Below are 16992 nucleotides of genomic sequence, written 5' to 3'. Positions count from 1 at the left end.
GGGTAGCGCTGCGCCCGGGCACAAAAAAACCCGCATCGGCCGATGCGGGTTTTCTGGTGTCCGGGCGTGTGTTGCTGTCTATCTACCCAGGGCGCAGTCCCGCATCGGCCGCGCACGATTATTCGCGCGCAGATTATTGCGGTTGTTGTTGACGGCGGTGGCCAGGCGGATCGACATGACCCGACCCTAACCCGGTTTCCGGGGCCGCGCAACAGTTGCGTTGGCAACCAGGTGCGTCGTACGCCGGGCATGGCCCGGCGCTACCGTCGGCCAAGGGCGGCGCCGGGCCATGCCCGGCGTCGTGCCTCACACCAGCAGGCGCTCGACCAGCCGCAGGTACAGGCCCGGCAGGGCCTCAAGCTCGTCCACACGCACGTTCTCGTCCACCTGGTGAATGCTGGCGTTGACCGGTCCCACTTCGATGCACTGCGCGCCCAAGGGCGCGATGAAGCGGGCGTCGGACGTTCCGCCACCGGTGCTTTCTTCCGGCGCACCGCCGATGTGATCGGCCAGCACGGCGCGCGCGGCGGCACGCAGCGTGCCTTCGGGCGTGTAGAACGGCTCGCCGCTGCGGTGCCACTTCAGCGTGTACTGCAGGCCGTGACGGTCCAGCACCGCGGTGATCTCCGCTTCCAGTTTCGGCGCATCCCAATGCGGGTTGTAGCGGACGTTGAAATCCACTTCCAGCTCGCCCGGAATCACGTTGTTGGCACCGGTGCCGGCATGGATGTTGGAGATCTGCAGGCTGGTCGGCGGAAAGCTCTCGTAACCCTCGTCCCAGCGCCGCGCACTCAGTTCGGCCAACGCCGGCGCCGCCTGGTGGATCGGGTTGCGTGCCTTCTCCGGGTAGGCCACATGGCCCTGCACACCCTGCACGCGCAACTTCGCCGACAGGCTGCCGCGGCGGCCGACGCGGAGCAGATCGCCCAGCGTTGCGGTCGACGAGGGTTCGCCGGTGATGCACCAGTCGATGCGCTGGCCACGCTCTGCGAACAGGCGCGCGACATGGCGCACGCCGTCGATCGCATCGCCCTCCTCGTCACTGGTCAGCAGCACCGCCAGCGTTCCCGCATGATGAGGGTGGGCTGCGGCGAACTGCTCGGCCGCGATCACGAACGCGGCTACGCTGCCCTTCATGTCGGCCGCGCCACGGCCGTACAGCACGCCATCGCGGATCTGCGGGACGAACGGCTCGCTCTGCCAGGCCTCGCGCGGTCCCGGTGGCACCACGTCGGTGTGGCCCAGCAGGACCAGCACCGGCGCACCGCTGCCATGGGTCGCCCAAAGATTGTCGACGTCGCCCAGGCGCAGGTGCTCGCAGTCGAACCCTGCACGCTGCAGCCGCTCCGCAAGCAGCGCCTGGCAGCCGGCATCGTCCGGCGTGACCGATGGCCGTGCGATCAGCTCGCTGGCCAGGTCCAGCACCGCGCTCACGCGCCACCCACGCCGAAGCGCGCCTTGAACCCGTTGTCGCTGAATCCCTGGCTGACCTTGCCGTCGGACGTCACCACCAGCGGGCGCTTGATCAGCTGCGGGTACTCGCGCAGCAGCAGCTTCCACTCGGCATCGGAGGCGGCCGCCTTGCGGTTGTCCGGCAGTTGCCGCCAGGTGGTCGATGACCGGTTGACCATCGCGGACAGGCCGCCCAGCTGCGCGGCCCACTCGACCAGCGTTTCCGGGCCGGGCTTGGTCTCGCGGTAGTCGACGAAGGTGTATGGCACGCCGAAGCGGTCCAGCCACTTGGTCGCCTTCTTGCAGGTATCGCAGTTCTTCAATCCGTAGACAGTGGTGCTCATGGCCATCGGCAATGCTGGAAAACAGAGGGGCAGAATCTCACAACAGACGCTCGGACACGACCCGGAACGGCACGCGTGGCAGGTGGAAGGCCAGCCCGTCGGGCAGCGCAACGCCCATCGCCTGCAGGCGTGGACACTGCAGCGTACCCTGCAGGTGCAGCGGCCGCAGATGGGTCAGCTCCACCGGCAGGTCGATGCGGGTGCTGGCCCAGTGCCCGTCACAGGTACGGGCGATGGCCTCGTCCTGGCAGGTCAGGAAACGCAGCAGGGCGTCATGGCCGGCAAAGGCCGCCGACCACGTGGCATCGTCCCAGCCTGCGGCAACCTGCCACTGCAGTCGAAGCGCCGGCGCGCTGCCGTGCCCACCTTCGATCAGGGTATGGCCGCCGCCATTGGCCTCAAGCACATGTGCGAAGCGCACGGAGAGATGAGGTTGCATGGCATCGCTGAAGGCACGCGCACCGGCGACGAAGGCCAGCTGATCCATCACGTTGCGGTCGAACAGCACGACCGGGGTGCCGTCCGGATCGTCGTCGCGGCGCAGGTACCAGCGCCAGTTGCTCTGCTGCGGCGATGGCATCAGCGCCCGCAGAGGGCCGGCCAGGGCCGGCCCGAAGTGGCCGTGGCGATAGCTGAGGATGGTGTAAGGCGTACGACCGGCATGGACCACGTAGTGATGGCCAGGCGGCGGTGACGGCGCATGACGCACATCGACCCACCAGCTCGCGTAGACCACGTCGCGCACATCGCTGGCCAGCGCCGGCATCGGCCAGCGCCGCGACAGCGCGCGGCGCAGCCGGGTCCAGCGCGGTGCGTGCAGCAGGCGCGGCAGCATCCGCGCGAACACGTTGTCGAACGGATGCCGGTAGATCGCGGACTGCGCCAGGTCGTCCGGCGCAGCCATCGTCAGTCCGCCAGGCCGCGCAGAAGATCGTTGACGCTGGTCTTGCTGCGGGTGCGGGCATCGACCTGCTTGACGATCACCGCGCAGTACAGCGAGTGCGTGCCGTCCTTGCTCGGCAGCGAGCCCGACACCACCACGCTGTACGGCGGGATGTAGCCGTAGGTGATCTCGCCGGTGGCGCGGTTGTAGATGCGGGTGCTCTGGCTGAGGAACACGCCCATGCCGATCACGCTGTGGTGGCCGACCACTACGCCCTCCACCACTTCCGAACGCGCGCCGATGAAGCAATGGTCTTCGATGATGGTCGGGCTGGCCTGCAGCGGTTCGAGCACGCCGCCGATGCCGGCGCCACCGGACAGGTGGCAATGCTGGCCGATCTGCGCACAGGAACCGACGGTGGCCCAGGTATCGACCATGGTGCCCTCGCCGACATGGGCGCCGATGTTGGTGAAGCTCGGCATCAGCACCACATCCTTGCCGAAGTAGGTACCCCGGCGCGCGATCGCGCCCGGCACCACGCGTACCCCGGCACGACGGAATTTCGCTTCGTCGTACCCGGCAAAGCGCGATTCGACCTTGTCCCAGAACGGGGCCGGACGGGCGTCGACCACTGCCATGTCATTGACACGGAAGTACAGCAGCACCGCCTTCTTCAGCCATTCGTTGACCTTCCAGCCCCCCTGCCCGTCCGGCTCGGCGACACGGAACTCGCCGCTTTCCAGGCCGTCGATCACGCGGTTGACCAGCACCCGGGTCGAGCCCTCCAGTTCATGCAGGGTCAGCGTCGCGCGGCGCTCGAAGGCGCTTTCGATGCCGAACTTCAGTTCTTCCACGCCCGGCGCGGCCGGCCTGCGCAGCGACTTGCGGGCGATGGTCTCGGCGCGCGCGGCTTCCGCGCTCTTGGCCGGGGCCTTCTTCGGCGCCGGCTTCTTCGCGGCAGCCACCTTCTTCACCGGGGCAACGGTCTTCTTTGCGGCCGTCGCGGCAGTGGTCTTTCGGGCCGCCGCGCTCTTGGCGGTCGCGGCGGTCTTCTTTGCAGGCTTGGTGGCCATCAGGTGGGGTCTCCGGCGTTTCGATCAGGGTCCAGGCAGGCCAGCATCGCGTCATGCAGCTGCTGCCGGGCGGGTTCGGTCAGGGGGAGGTCGTGTTCGTCACTGATCACGAAGGTGTCTTCGGCGCGTTCGCCGAACGTGGCAATGCGCGCGTCATGCACGCGCAGGCCCTGGTTGCGCAGCACGAACGCCACGTCGGCCAGCAGGCCGGGGCGGTCGGGTGCGACCAGGGCGAATCGGGTTGCGCCGGGCTCATCGCGGAACTCGATGCGCGGCACGAAGCGGAAGTGACGCAGCTGCCGCGGCACCACCCGCCGCGACGGGCGCAGACGGCCCAGGTCACCGGCCAGCGCCTCGCGCAGCGCAGCTTCCAGGTTGGCGCTGCTGCCATCGGCGAAGGTATCGGCGGGGCTGACCTCAAAGGTATCGAAGATGGTGCCCGCGGGGCCGTCCAGTACCCGTGCGCGATGGATGCCGTAGCCCTTGCGGTCCAGCGTCATCACGATGGCAGCAAACAGGCCGTCGCGATCCGGCGAATGCACGAACACTTCCAGCGCGGGGTCGTCGACGCTGATGCGGCGCACCTTCACCAGCGCCTGGCCCTGCTTCACCGGGACCAGCGCAGCGGCCTGCCAGGCCAGCTGCTCCGGACGCAGGCGGATGAAGCCTTCATCAGGCATGACGGCGAACTGGCGGTCGATCGTGGCGTCGTCATAGCCCTGTTCGCGTACCAGCGCGCGCACGCTGTCACGCGCCTCGGCAACGCGCTCGGCGGCCGGCACCGGATGCTCCAGGCCCTCGCGCAGTGCGCGCCGCGTGGCGAAGTACAGATCGGCCAGCAGCCGGTCCTTCCAGGCGTTCCACAGCTTGGGGCTGGTGCCGGCGATGTCGGCGCAGGTCAGCAGGTACAGGTAGTCGAGGCGGTCGCGGCTGCCGACCAGGGTTGCGAAACGATGGATCACGGCCGGATCGGCGATGTCCTGCTTCTGCGCTGTCACCGACATGCGCAGGTGCTGTTCGACCAGCCACGCCACCAGTTCGGTATCCGAGGCACTGAGCGCATGCGCCTGGCAGAACGCGCGCGCATCCACCGCTCCCAGCTCGGAATGATCGCCGCCGCGGCCCTTGGCAATGTCATGGAACAGCCCGGCCAGCAGAAGCAGTTCCGGCTTGCGCAGCCGCGGCCACACTTCATGCGCGATCGAGAAGCGCTCGTCGGCACGGCTGCTGGCGAACTGGCCGATATTGCGCAGAACCATCAGCGTGTGCTGATCGACGGTGTAGACGTGGAACAGGTCGAACTGCATGCGCCCGCTGACCTGGGCGAACGCGGGAATCCACTGGCCCAGCACACCCAGCCGGGCCATCCGCGAGAGCGTGTCGACCGGGCGCTGGCCACGCAGCAGCGCCATGAACTGCTCACGCGCATCGGCATCGGCCTGGTCATAGGCGGGCAGCAGCGGCAGCGACTCGGCCAGTGCGCGCGCGGTCAGCGAATGCAGGCCACGCACCTGCGGGTTGTTGGCCCAGCCGGCGAACAGGGCGAACACCTGGCCGATGTCGCCGCGCGGCCACGCCGCCTCGTTCGCCGCCAGATAGCCGCGGCGCAGCGAGAAACCCACGGTCAGCGGTTCCGGCAGCGCTTCGCCGTCGAACTGCTCCTCGAAGCGTTGCAGCAGGCGGTCGCTGATCCGGCGCACCACCGAAGCGGCGCGATAGAACCCCTGCATCATCTTCTCGACGCCCAGGTTCTCGGCGTCGTCCTCAAAACCCAGCCGCGCGGCCAGTGTCTTCTGGTAATCGAAGCGGAGGCGCTCCTCCGGCCGCCGTGCCACCAGGTGCAGGCCGAAGCGCAGGCGCGCCAGCACCGCGCGCTCGCGCTGGAGCGCCGCGGCTTCGTCGGCACCCAGATGGCCCAGCCCGACCAGCGCCTCAAGGTCGCGAACGCCGAACGCGCGCAGCGCCATCCACCCCAGCGTATTGAGATCACGCAGCCCGCCGGGGCCATCCTTCAGATCGGGCTCGAGGTTGTCGGCGGTATCGCCGAAACGCTGGTGGCGGTTGCGCAGTTCCTCCAGCTTGGCCAGGAAGAAGGTGCGCGCCGGCCACAGTCCGCTGTCGTCGTCGGTTGCTTCGCGCAGCGCCCGGCGCGCCGCATCGTCGGCCAGGATCGGGCGCGCTTCGATCAGCGCGGTCAGCACGGTCTGGTCGGCGGCCGCCTCGCGGCACTGCGCCGCCGAACGCACGGCATGGCTGACCGCCAATCCGCAATCCCACAGCAGGGCGAACAACCGCGCCAGGCCCGCTTCGTGGGCGAGCTGCGCTGGCGGCGCGCCGAACACCAGCAGATCGATGTCAGAACGTGGGAACAGCTCCCCACGGCCGTAGCCGCCCACTGCGAACAGGGACAGCCCGCTGTCGGACGGCAGGCAGCGCTGCCACGCCAGCCGGATCAGGTGATCGGCCGCGCGCGCGCGCAGCGCCAGCAGGCGCTCGATGTTGTCGCCCTGGTCGAAACGGCGGTACAGCCGCGCATCGGCCTGCTGCAAGGCCTGCCGTGCAGCGGAAGCCCAGTCCGGGTCGTTGAGCGACGCGGCCGGCGTGTCCAGCAGCGAACTCGCCGGCAGCATCCTCAGGAGACCTGCGATTCGCCCGGCGACAGGGTCAGCACGTCAACGCCGGTCTCGGTGACCGCGATCATGTGCTCCCACTGCGCCGACAGCTTGCGGTCCTTGGTCACCACGGTCCAGCCATCCGGCAGCACCTTGTTGTAGCGGGTGCCCTCGTTGATCATCGGCTCGATGGTGAAGGTCATGCCCGGCTGCAGCACCAGGCCCTGCCCCGGGCGACCGTAATGCACCACCTGCGGCTCGTCGTGATAGACCTTGCCGATGCCGTGGCCGCAGTACTCGCGCACCACGCTGAAGCGCTCGCCTTCGGCATAGCTCTGGATCGCGTGGCCGATGTCGCCCAGGGTCGCCCCCGGACGTACCGCGCGGATGCCGCGCCACATCGCTTCGTAGGTGGTCTCCACCAGGCGGCGCGCCATCACCGACGGTGTGCCGACGAAGTACATGCGACTGGTATCGCCGTGCCAGCCATCCTTGATGACGGTCACGTCGATGTTGACGATGTCGCCGTCCTTGAGCACCTTGCCTTCGCTCGGGATGCCGTGGCAGATGACATTGTTGACCGAGGTGCACACGGTCTTGGGGAAGCCGCGGTAGCCGACGTTGGCCGGAATGGCGCCCTGCACGTTGACGATATGGTCATGGCAGATGCGGTCCAGTTCCTCGGTGGTGACACCGGGCTTGACGTGGGGGGTGACGATGTCGAGCACTTCGCTGGCCAGGCGGCCGGCGATGCGCATCATCTCGATTTCCTGCGGGGTTTTCAGATTCACGCTCATGGCGCCCATTATCGCCGATCCGGCCGCAATCTGAACGAACGCCACCCAACTGGACGTTCCCGGCCATGCACAGTTCCGGCAAGGCGAGCGAAAGCGTGATCGCGCCCACATTCCGCAGCCCCTGTTTATCACGGATTACAGACACTTGGCGGTCCTAAGCTGGCGCCAGCGTCGCCGAAGCGGCCTCGAACGTGCCGCCTTCGCCTTGTTCAACGGACCTTCGGGTCAAGGAGGTTGTCCATGCGAATCCCACTGCGCTCCTCCCTTGCCGGGGCCATGACCGCGCTGCTGCTGGCCGGCCCGGCGCTGGCGGCCGATACCACCACCTTCAACGTCACCCTCGTGGTCACCAAGGCCTGCACGATCACGGCCGCGGCCGCCACCAACGTCGACTTCGGTACCGCCGCATCGACCACCGCGATACCTACCCTGGGCCAGGGCACGGTGACCGCCCAGTGCTCTGCGCTGACCCCGTATACGATCGCGCTGAACGCGGGTGCGAACGCCGGTACGGCCGGCGACGTCACCACCCGGCGCATGAAGAACACCGACGCGGCGGTGACCGCCAACAACTACGTCGGTTACCAGCTGTACCGCGACGCGGCACACAGCCTGGTCTGGGGGTCGACGACCGGCACCAATACCCAGGCCGGCATCGGCACGGGCCTGGCGGTCCCCTACATCGTCTACGGCCAGATCCTGAACCTGAGCACCAACAACGCGGCCGCCGGCAACTACCTGGATACGATCACCGCCACGATCACTTATTGATGGAGCACGCCTCCATGTCCCGACCCCGCCTGTGGCGCGCCGCCGGCGTGGCGTTGCTCGCCTGCCTGCTGGCCAGCGCCATGGCCACCTCCGCCGCCACCAGTCTGCAGGTCGCGCCCACCACCCTGCAGCTGGAGCCCCGTCAGCGTGCCGCCGAGCTGTGGCTGACCAACAGCGGGACCGCGCCGGTGAAGCTGCAGGTGCGGGTGTTCCGCTGGGTCCAGCAGGATGGCAATGAGCAGCTGCTGCCTGCCGATGGACTGCTGGCCACCCCACCGATGCAGGAACTGGCCGCAGGCCAGCAGCAGCTGGTGCGGGTGATGCGCACGGACAGCGAGGCACCGGCCTCCCAGCAGCATTACCGCCTGATCGTCGACGAAGTGCCGGACCTGGCCACCCGCGCCAGCGGCATGCAGTTCGTGCTGCGCTATTCGATCCCGGTATTCATCCAGCCGGCTGGGGGCACGCCGGCACCGCGCCTGCAGGCACGCCTGCTGCGGCTGGACGATGGTCGCAGCGGCGTCGAGATCGGCAATTCCGGCGACAGCTACGCGCAGATCGCCGACCTGGCGCTGGGCAGTGTCGAACGCCCGCGTATCGTCCACCCCGGCCTGCTGGGCTATGTGCTGCCCGGCCAGGTGATGCGCTGGCCCGTGGAGCGCACGGCTGTCGACCGGGACAACGACCAGATCACGGCCAAGATCAATGGCGAGTCGACGCAGACACCGCTATCGCCGCCACCGGCTCGCTGAGGCGGTGGTGGGCACGGTGCTCGCTGCCGCGTGGGTTCCCGCGGCTCCGGCCGCCGACGTGTCCGGCATCTCCGGCGTCTCCGCCGATGCCCTGCTGCCTCCCCCGACACCGCTGACGGCCAGCCAGACGCTGTACCTGGACGTCTCACTGAACAGCACGCCGCGCGGCCTGCTGCCCTTCACTGAAGCACGTGGCCGCCTGCAGGCCAGTCCGGAGGTGCTGCGCCAGCTCGGCTTCAGTGCCACCGGCGATGCACCGGTGTTTCTGGATCAGATCAGCGGCGTGGTCGCGCGCTACGACGCCCAGCTGCAGACACTGGCGCTGGATGTGCCGCTGGACCAGCTGACCCTGCCCACCACCCTGCTCGGCCGCCCGCAGGTGCGTACGCCGGCCGGCAGCGCCTCGCCGGGCCTGCTGCTCAACTACGACGTGTACGGCAGCCGCATCGAAGCACTCGGTAACCTTACCCTGAGCTCGGAACTGCGCCTGTTCGGCATCGGCAGCGGCACCTTCGAGAACACGGCGGTCACCCGTCGCTACCAGCAGCCGGACGACCGTCACTGGCGCAGCGAAAGCGTGCGCCTGGATACGCACTGGACACTGGATTTTCCCGAGTCGGCGACCACGCTGGAGATCGGTGATTTCTACAGCGGCTTTGTCGACTGGACCCGGCCGGTGCGCCTGGGCGGCGTGCAGGTCGGACGCAACTACGGGCTGCAGCCCTACCGCGTGCTGACACCGACGCCCGGCTTCCTGGGCGAGGCAGTGGTGCCGTCAACGGTGGAGCTGTACGTCGACGGGTTGCGCCAGTACAGCGGCCAGGTGCCGGTCGGACCGTTCCAGCTGGCGGCACAGCCGGGCATCAGCGGCACCGGCACCGCGCAGGTTGTGGTGACCGATGCCTTCGGCCGCATGCAGACGCTGGATTTCAGCTTCTATGGCACCCAGCAGCTGCTGGCCAAGGGCCTGTCGGACTGGTCGGTCGGTGCCGGACAACTGCGCGAAGCGTTCGGCGAACGCTCCTTCGAGTACGACAGCCGCACGGTGGCCAGCGCCAGCTGGCGTGGTGGCATCAGCGACACCTTTACCGGCGAAGCGCACGCCGAAGGCGGTGGCGGCCTGCTGCAGGCCGGCGTCGGTGGCTGGTGGCTGGCGGGCGAGGCCGGCGTGTTCAATGCCGCCTATGCGCACAGCCGCCTGCAGGGCCTGCAGGGCGGCCAATGGGCATTGGGCTACAGCTGGAACAACCGCCGCTTCAACTTCAATGTGCGCAGCGTACGCACCCACGGCGACTACCGCGATCTGGGCGCGCTGCAGGACAACCTGCCCCCGCGCATCAGCGAACAGGCCACTGCCGGTCTCGATCTGCTGGGGCTGGGAACGCTGAGCGCAAGCTACCTGCGGCTGCGCTACCCCGATGGCGACGACAACCGCTATGCCAGCCTGTTCTGGTCGCGCACCTGGAGCCAGCGCTGGTCGGCCTACCTCTCGGTCAACCAGAATCTGGACAGCAGCGACGACCGCAACATCTACCTGTCAGTGAGCGCGAGCCTCGGCAACAACCGCCAGGCCAGCCTCTCCAGCCAGCGCAACGGCGACAGCCAGGCCTGGGTGGCCGATATCACCCAGCCGGTCCCCGGCGATGGCAGTGCCGGCGGCATCGGCTGGCGCGCGCAGGTGCGCGGGGGCGACGAGGGCACAGGCGGCCTGGCCGAGGTCGGCATCCTCAACGACGTGGGGCGTTACGCGCTCGGCGCATCGCGCCAGGCCGGCATTGACTACGCCTATGCCAGCGCCAGCGGCAGCCTGGTGTGGATGGACGGGCACACCTTTGCCACCCGCGAGGTCTCCGACGCCTTCGCGGTGGTCAGCACCAGCGGCGTCGCCGGTGTCCCGGTACGGCTGGAAAACCGCCTGATCGGCGTCACCGACGACCGTGGCCTGCTGCTGGTCAGCCCCCTGCTGTCGTGGCAGCGCAACCGGGTCTCCATCGACACTCTCGACCTGCCGGCGGACATGCGCGCCGACCGCGTCGAGGACTGGGTGACGCCGCGCCAGCGCGCCGGTACCGGCGTGACGTTCCATCTGCGCTCGCGGCCGTCGCTGACCCTGGTCCTGCAGGACATGGCCGGACAACCGCTGGAGGTGGGCAGCGAAGTGCAGCTGCCGCAGGGTCGCCAGGCCACCGTCGGCTACGACGGCCTGCTGTACCTGGAGGACGTGGCGCCGGGCAGCGTGCTGTACATCACCACCAGCCGCAGCCAGTGCCGGGTGAAAGTACCGGCCACACCGGAAGTGGCTGCCAGCGGCGCCCGGCCCCGCCCGGCACCGGTACCGTGCATTCCCGAGGTGGCGCCATGAAGGTGCCCCTGCTCGGACTGCTGCTCGTGCTCGGCCTGCTGGCCGCCACACCGGCGCACGCGGCGGCGGTGTGCACGGCCACCGCCAACCCCACCCTGCCGTTCGGCAACGTCAACAGCAATGCCCCCGGGCCCACCTCGGCCACGCTGAACATCACCGTCACCTGCACGACGGCGGCGCTGAGCCTGCTGGCCACTACCGGCGTGCGCGTGTGCGTGGGCATCGGTGCCGGCAGCGGCGGTGGCAGCAGCAGCACCTGGCGGACCCTGCGCACCAGTACCGGTACCCCTCCCGACACCCTGAACTTCCAGCTCTACAACAATGCCGGCTACAGCCAGGTCACCGGCCTGGTTCCCCGCGGTACGCCGCCAGCGCAGGAGCTGACCATGGCCTACAACGTGCCGCTGGTGGTCGGCGGCAGCGGCGCGCAGTCCACCCAGCTGTTCGCACAGATCCCGGCCAACCAGGTGCTGGCCGCGGGCAACTACAGCAGCACCTTCAGCGGCGCCGACGTGGTGCTGACCTGGGCCTGGAACGAAGTGCTGCTCGGCAACGCCACCGTACCGGCCACCTGCAACGGCGGCGCCACCGGTACCAACAGCGCCAGCGCGGCCTTCAGCTTCACCGCGACCGCGACCGTGCTGCCACAGTGCGGCAGCTACCTCACCACCCCTCTGGACTTCGGCAACGTCACCGGCAGCATCACCAGCAACATCGACCGGACCGCCACCCTGACCCTGACCTGCCTGAAGAACACGGCATTCCAGATCGGCCTGGACAACGGCCAGAACAATCCCCCGGCCACCCCGACCCGGCGCATGCGCACCACCATCGGGGGCAGCAGTTACTACCTGGCCTATGAACTGTACCGCGACAGCGCACGCAACCAGCGCTGGGGCAACACGCTCACGGTCGATACCGCCAGCGGAACCGGTACCGGCAGTGCGCAGCAGCTGACGATCTACGGCCGGGTGCCGCCGATCACCGGCCAGCCGCCGGCAGGTACCTACAACGATGTGGTGCAGGTGACGATCACCTACTGACCGGTGCCGCGAGCACCTGCCCCTACAGATCCGGCGCGCCCGGCCGATAGCGTCCAGCAGGTATCCCGGCACGGTGGATGACAGGTGGTTCGCGCAGTTCCGATCCTGGCGATGATGCTCGCCGCCCCCCTGGCCTGGGCCGAGCCGGCAGCCCCGGTGCAGGTGCGCCTGGTCGTAGTGGAAGCCTGCCAGGGCGATGCCGGCGGCCGCGCGTGTGCCGTTCCGCACCAGCGCAGCGATGCCCCGCAGCTGCCGGCACAGCTGCGTGAACTCGCCCCCGCGCCAGCCTCGCCCACCGACGACGCTTCCGCCGCGCCGACATTCATCTACTGATGCCGATGCGCGCACTCCTTGCCCTGTTCCTGCTGCTGCCGGGGCTGCCTGCCGCCGCACTGGACCTGCTGCCCACGACCCTGCAGCTGCCCGCCGAAGGGGGCCGCACCGAACTCTGGCTGCACAACCCCGGCCCCGAGCGCTGGCAGGGCGAGGTGCAGATCCTGGCGTGGGAGCAGCAGCTGGACGCCGAACGGCTGCAGCCGAGCGACCGCATCCTGGCCAGTCCGACCCGACTGGATCTGACGCCCGGCGCCCGCCAGCGGGTCTGGCTGCTGCCCCGCAGCGCCGTACCGGTCGCCGCCGAGCAGGCCTACCGTATCGTGCTCGCCCCCGGCAGAAGCAGCCTGCCACGCTACTCGCTGCCGCTGTTCCAGGGTGCGGCTGCGCCGTCAGTGCGCCCGGCCGTGCGTGCCCGCGTCGAATCCAACGGGTCGCAGACTCATCTGCGACTGAACAACCCGGGCCGCCTGCATGCGCGCCTGGACGGGCTTTCATTCGAGTCCGCCGGCGGCCATCGCAGCGTGCTGCTGCCGGGCCTGGCCGGCTATGTGCTGGCAGGACGGGAAAGGCGCTGGACGTTGCCGGCACGCCGCGACGGCTATCTCGGCGGCCGCTTCCGGGCCCGCCTGCAGGACGGCCGGGAGGTCGTTCTGGACGCATGGGACCCGTCAATTGCGGTGAACCCGCCCGCCGGGCTATAATCGCCAGGATGTCCTGCCGCCCTGTGCGCTGGACCCCGTCCACACCGGACGTCACCGGTGAATCCACACCTGCTGCCCCCATCCGTGCCGGGGTGCTCCGCAAGGAGTTCGGCCACGGAGGCAACAGGGAAGCCCAACCCCGGAACCGATCGCGCTTCCACGCGTCCCGCATACCTATACCGCGGGCGGAATCGCTGGTTCCATATCAGGAGTACTGCAATGCCCCAGGTCACCATGCGTCAGATGCTGGAAGCCGGCGTCCACTTCGGCCACCAGACCCGCTACTGGAACCCGAAGATGGCTCCGTACATCTTCGGCGCCCGCGGCAAGATCCACATCATCAACCTGGAAAAGACCGTCCCGCTGTTCAACGACGCGATGAACTTCATCTCGTCGGTTGCCCAGAAGCGCGGCACCGTCCTGTTCCTGGGCACCAAGCGCAGCGCCCGCGAAACCATCAAGGAAGAAGCCGAGCGTTGCGGCATGCCGTTCATGAACCAGCGTTGGCTGGGCGGCACCCTGACCAACTTCCGTACCGTCAAGCAGTCGGTTGCCCGCCTGAAGGAACTGGAAGCCGGTGAAACCGACGGCACCTTCGAGAAGCTGGTCAAGCACGAAGTGCTGGGCCTGCGTCGCGAGCGCGACAAGCTGGAAGCCTCGCTGGGCGGCATCAAGGACATGAACCGTCTGCCGGACGCCATCTTCGTCATCGACATCGGCCACGAAGACATCGCCATCAAGGAAGCCAAGAAGCTCGGCATCCCGGTGATCGCCGTGGTTGATACCAACTACAACCCGGAGTTGGTCGATTACGCCATCCCGGGCAACGACGACGCCATCCGCGCCGTGCAGCTGTACGCCCGTGCCGCCGCCGACGCCGTGCTGGAAGGCAAGGCCGCTGCTCCGCACGCCGCCTCGGTGCGCGAGGAAGAGTTCGCTGAAGCCGCCGCTGAAGGCGAAGAGAAGCCGGCCCGTCGCGCTCCGGCCAAGAAGACCGCCAAGAAGGGCGACGAAGCCCAGGCCTGATCCAGGCCCCGGAGTGGGCCCCAGCGCCCACCCCTCCTGCATGCCGCCCTCGGCGCGTGACAGGACCATGTCATACGGGCCGGCCACCATGCCGGCCCAACCCCTTTCTTTCGTGAGGTAATCCCGTGGAAATCACTGCTTCCCTGGTCAAGGAACTGCGCGAGCGCACCGGCGCCGGCATGATGGAATGCAAGAAGGCGCTGACCGAAGCCGCCGGCGACATCGACGCTGCGGCGGAACTGCTGCGCAAGTCCGGCGCTGCCAAGGCCGACAAGAAGGCTGACCGCGTGGCCGCCGAAGGCCGTCTGGGCCTGGCACAGGACGGCGGCAAGGCCGTGCTGGTCGAAGTCAACTCGGAAACCGACTTCGTCGCCAACGACGTCAACTTCAAGACCTTCGTCGACGCCGTTGCCGCTGCCGCCCTGGCATCGGGCGCTGCCGACGTCGAAGCGCTGAAGACCGCCAAGCTGGCCTCCGGCGAGACCGTCGAAGAAGCCCGCGCCCTGGCCGTGCAGAAGCTGGGTGAGAACATCCAGATCCGCCGCATCGCCAAGGTCGACGGCAACAACACCGTGGGTGCCTACGTCCACACCAATGGCAAGGTCGGCGTCCTGGTGGACCTGGTCGGCGGCGACGCCGAACTGGCCCGCGGCCTGGCCATGCACGTGGCTGCGCTGAAGCCGCCGCACAACAAGGCCGCCGACGTTCCGGCCGACTTCGTCGAGAAGGAAAAGGAAATCGAACTGGCCAAGATGTCCGAGAAGGACAAGTCGAAGCCGGCCGATATCCTGGAAAAGATCATCAGCGGCAAGATCAACAAGATCGTCAGCGAAGTGACGCTGTACGGCCAGGCCTATGTGCTGGACGGCGACAAGACCGTCGAGCAGGTGGTCAAGGCCGCCGGTGCCGACGTCGCTGGTTTCCAGCTGCTGGTCGTCGGCGAAGGCATCGAGAAGGTGGTGGAAGACTACGCCGCCGAAGTTGCCAAGGCGATGCAGGTCTGAGTCCAGCCTTCCGGCTGTGAAGCGACCAGAAGGAGCCGCGGGGAACCGCGGCTCTTTTTTTATGCCGTCGGTGAACTTTGCGTTGCGCGCGAATCAGGCCGATACTCGGCGCAGGGAATCCTCAGTCACATAGCAGGATAGAAAGTCGCAGACTGTGATGAATTCCTAGGTATTCTTGCCCTAATGGAATTGAACGATCCGCCATGCCTCCCGAGCTGACAGCTGCCCTGGCGCTCTGCCGCAACCTTCCCTCGCCACCCGGTATTGCCCTGCGCATCATCGAACTGGCCCAGGATCCGGAAGCGGACATCGCCACCGCCGCCGACATCATCGCCATCGACATGGCGCTCAGCGCCCGCATGCTGCGCATCGCCAACTCGCCGCTGTATGCCAGCCGGCGTCGCATCGAGAATCTCGGCCAGGCACTGACCATGCTGGGCCTCAACGCCACCATCAGTCTGGCGCTGGGTTTCACGGTCACCCAGGGACTGACCGGCAGCGGTGCCGATCACGACCTGCGCCAGCGGGCCTGGAAGCGCAGCATCCTCAGTGCACTGGCCGCCAGCCAGCTTGGCCAGGCGCGCGGGCTGCGCCGCCTGGAAGAACTGATGCTGGCCGGACTGCTGCAGGACATGGGCGTGCTGTGCCTGGCCCAGGCCGAAGCCGAGCGCTACCTGCCCCTGCTGCGTGAAGCACGCGACAACCTCGACCTGGTTGCCCGCGAGCGCGACGTGCTGGGCTGCAGCCACGCCGATGTCGGCGCCTGGGTGGCCGAGCAGTGGGGCCTGCCGCGCTACCTGGTGGAGAGCATCAGCCACAGCGAAGACGAGGACGCCGCCGATTCGCCCTTCCAGGCGTGCGTGCAACTGTCCGGCGCGGTCGCCGACATCTGGCTGGACGGCGACGCCGACGCGGCCCGCGAACGGGCGCTGCAGCAGGTGCATGACCGCCTGGATCTGGACAGCGCCCGCTTCGACCAGGTCCTGGCCCGCATCAGCGATGCCCTGCCCGATATCGCCAGCCTGTTCGAAGCCGGCCTGAATTCTCCGGCGCGGGTGCACGAACTGATCGATCACGCACAGGAGCTGGCCACCCTGCGCAACCTGCGCGAACTGCAGGATGCCGACCAAGCACGGCGACGCGCCGATGAATTCGAGGCGCGCGCCAAGCGGCTGGCCGACCAGGCCCACCGTGACGCTCTGACCGGCGTACTCAACCGGCGCCAGCTGGAAGCGGTGCTGGAGCAGGAATTCCTGCGCGCCGGCCGACATGGCTGGCCGCTTTCGGTGGCCTTCATCGACCTGGACGACTTCAAGAAGATCAACGACGCTCACGGTCATCTGACCGGCGACGAGGTGCTGCGCGCCTTCGCCGGCAAACTGCAGGGCCAGCTGCGCAACAGCGACACCGTCGCCCGCTTCGGTGGCGAGGAGTTCGTGGCGCTGCTGCCCAATACCAGCGAATCGGTAGCGCTGGAGGTGATCCGGCGCGTACTGGCGAACATCGTCGCCACGCCGATGGCCGAACTCGAGGGAGGGCCGCTGTTCGTCACCTTCTCCGCCGGCGTGGCCACGCAGGGGGGCTACGAACGCTTCGCCGACGTGCAGGACCTGCTGCGCGCCGCCGATGACGTGCTGTATCGATCCAAGAACCTGGGCCGCAACCGGGTGATCGCCCGCTCCCCCGGCGCGCTGGGCCACGACGAACTGTCCGCCACTGCCGGCCTCGAAGCGGGCTGAACGGGACGCCCCGATGAGCGGGGCGATCCAGCCGATTTTGCGCCGCAGTGCACAAAACACTTTGGCCGGGCGCCGCATGCGCGTAGAATCGCCCGCG

General features: G+C 68.3%; 15 protein-coding genes. 9 read left to right on the top strand and 6 right to left on the bottom strand.

What is annotated here, in order from left to right:
• Positions 1-306: 306 nt before the first annotated feature.
• From dapE to map, 6 genes are read right to left on the bottom strand one after another with little or no spacing between them, the layout of a single operon-like run.
• The gene (dapE, locus tag ACX9OW_RS01115; protein WP_459061781.1) at positions 307-1434 is read right to left on the bottom strand and encodes a succinyl-diaminopimelate desuccinylase; all 1128 of its coding nucleotides are present in this window, start codon (positions 1432-1434) and stop codon (positions 307-309) included.
• Positions 1431-1802, bottom strand: coding sequence for an arsenate reductase (locus tag ACX9OW_RS01110; protein ID WP_180875666.1), 372 nt, complete (start codon positions 1800-1802; stop codon positions 1431-1433). Before ACX9OW_RS01110 ends, dapE begins: the two co-directional genes overlap by 4 nt.
• Positions 1803-1833: 31 nt before the next feature.
• Positions 1834-2700 carry a hypothetical protein gene (locus ACX9OW_RS01105; RefSeq protein WP_445393751.1) on the bottom strand — a complete coding sequence of 289 codons (867 nt, stop codon included), beginning with the start codon at positions 2698-2700 and terminating at the stop codon, positions 1834-1836.
• A gap of 2 nt (positions 2701-2702) precedes the next feature.
• The gene (dapD, locus tag ACX9OW_RS01100; RefSeq protein WP_053518332.1) at positions 2703-3752 is read right to left on the bottom strand and encodes a 2,3,4,5-tetrahydropyridine-2,6-dicarboxylate N-succinyltransferase; all 1050 of its coding nucleotides are present in this window, start codon (positions 3750-3752) and stop codon (positions 2703-2705) included.
• Positions 3752-6364 (bottom strand): [protein-PII] uridylyltransferase, encoded by a 2613-nt coding sequence (locus tag ACX9OW_RS01095; RefSeq protein WP_414488209.1) that lies wholly within the window; start codon positions 6362-6364, stop codon positions 3752-3754. The genes dapD and ACX9OW_RS01095 overlap by 1 nt, the downstream gene beginning before the upstream one ends.
• Before the next feature lie 20 nt (positions 6365-6384).
• Positions 6385-7161 (bottom strand): type I methionyl aminopeptidase, encoded by a 777-nt coding sequence (gene map, locus ACX9OW_RS01090; protein WP_111185881.1) that lies wholly within the window; start codon positions 7159-7161, stop codon positions 6385-6387.
• A 240-nt stretch (positions 7162-7401) separates the two neighbouring features.
• Here map and ACX9OW_RS01085 point away from each other — a divergent pair, with 240 nt between their 5' ends.
• The 9 genes from ACX9OW_RS01085 to ACX9OW_RS01045 all read left to right on the top strand — a co-directional run bounded on the left by ACX9OW_RS01085 (position 7402) and on the right by ACX9OW_RS01045 (position 16895).
• Positions 7402-7932 (top strand): Csu type fimbrial protein, encoded by a 531-nt coding sequence (locus ACX9OW_RS01085; RefSeq protein WP_053518329.1) that lies wholly within the window; start codon positions 7402-7404, stop codon positions 7930-7932.
• On the top strand, positions 7932-8684 hold the full coding sequence (locus ACX9OW_RS01080; RefSeq protein ID WP_065174701.1) for a fimbrial biogenesis chaperone: 753 nt from the start codon (positions 7932-7934) through the stop codon (positions 8682-8684). The genes ACX9OW_RS01085 and ACX9OW_RS01080 overlap by 1 nt, the downstream gene beginning before the upstream one ends.
• Positions 8685-8691: 7 nt before the next feature.
• The gene (locus ACX9OW_RS01075) at positions 8692-11046 is read left to right on the top strand and encodes a fimbria/pilus outer membrane usher protein (protein ID WP_164150838.1); all 2355 of its coding nucleotides are present in this window, start codon (positions 8692-8694) and stop codon (positions 11044-11046) included.
• Complete coding sequence (locus ACX9OW_RS01070) at positions 11043-12089, top strand: Csu type fimbrial protein (protein ID WP_459061780.1); 1047 nt, start codon at positions 11043-11045, stop codon at positions 12087-12089. The genes ACX9OW_RS01075 and ACX9OW_RS01070 overlap by 4 nt, the downstream gene beginning before the upstream one ends.
• Before the next feature lie 84 nt (positions 12090-12173).
• Entirely contained in the window at positions 12174-12422 is a 249-nt protein-coding gene (locus tag ACX9OW_RS01065; RefSeq protein WP_229765838.1) for a hypothetical protein, read from the top strand.
• 5 nt (positions 12423-12427) lie between these two features.
• Complete coding sequence (locus ACX9OW_RS01060) at positions 12428-13126, top strand: fimbrial biogenesis chaperone (protein ID WP_459061779.1); 699 nt, start codon at positions 12428-12430, stop codon at positions 13124-13126.
• A 219-nt stretch (positions 13127-13345) separates the two neighbouring features.
• Positions 13346-14152, top strand: a complete 807-nt coding sequence (rpsB, locus tag ACX9OW_RS01055; RefSeq protein ID WP_053518321.1) for a 30S ribosomal protein S2 — start codon at positions 13346-13348, stop codon at positions 14150-14152.
• Between the two features lie 125 nt (positions 14153-14277).
• Complete coding sequence (gene tsf / locus ACX9OW_RS01050) at positions 14278-15156, top strand: translation elongation factor Ts (RefSeq protein WP_053518318.1); 879 nt, start codon at positions 14278-14280, stop codon at positions 15154-15156.
• Positions 15157-15359: 203 nt separating this feature from the next.
• Positions 15360-16895 (top strand): sensor domain-containing diguanylate cyclase, encoded by a 1536-nt coding sequence (locus ACX9OW_RS01045; protein WP_053518316.1) that lies wholly within the window; start codon positions 15360-15362, stop codon positions 16893-16895.
• Positions 16896-16992 lie beyond the last annotated feature (97 nt).

It is taken from the genome of Stenotrophomonas genospecies 5, from assembly GCF_054473825.1.
The sequence above is the reverse complement of the archived record's forward strand: the minus strand, read 5'-3'. Positions and strand labels throughout refer to the sequence as shown.

Coding starts and splice junctions, on each gene's coding strand:
- ACX9OW_RS01110 (WP_180875666.1), bottom strand. CDS start 1,802: ATGGCCATGAGCACCACTGTCTACGGATTGAAGAACTGCGATACCTGC.
- ACX9OW_RS01105 (WP_445393751.1), bottom strand. CDS start 2,700: ATGGCTGCGCCGGACGACCTGGCGCAGTCCGCGATCTACCGGCATCCG.
- dapD (WP_053518332.1), bottom strand. CDS start 3,752: ATGGCCACCAAGCCTGCAAAGAAGACCGCCGCGACCGCCAAGAGCGCG.
- map (WP_111185881.1), bottom strand. CDS start 7,161: ATGAGCGTGAATCTGAAAACCCCGCAGGAAATCGAGATGATGCGCATC.
- ACX9OW_RS01085 (WP_053518329.1), top strand. CDS start 7,402: ATGCGAATCCCACTGCGCTCCTCCCTTGCCGGGGCCATGACCGCGCTG.
- ACX9OW_RS01080 (WP_065174701.1), top strand. CDS start 7,932: ATGGAGCACGCCTCCATGTCCCGACCCCGCCTGTGGCGCGCCGCCGGC.
- ACX9OW_RS01070 (WP_459061780.1), top strand. CDS start 11,043: ATGAAGGTGCCCCTGCTCGGACTGCTGCTCGTGCTCGGCCTGCTGGCC.
- ACX9OW_RS01060 (WP_459061779.1), top strand. CDS start 12,428: ATGCGCGCACTCCTTGCCCTGTTCCTGCTGCTGCCGGGGCTGCCTGCC.
- rpsB (WP_053518321.1), top strand. CDS start 13,346: ATGCCCCAGGTCACCATGCGTCAGATGCTGGAAGCCGGCGTCCACTTC.
- ACX9OW_RS01045 (WP_053518316.1), top strand. CDS start 15,360: ATGCCTCCCGAGCTGACAGCTGCCCTGGCGCTCTGCCGCAACCTTCCC.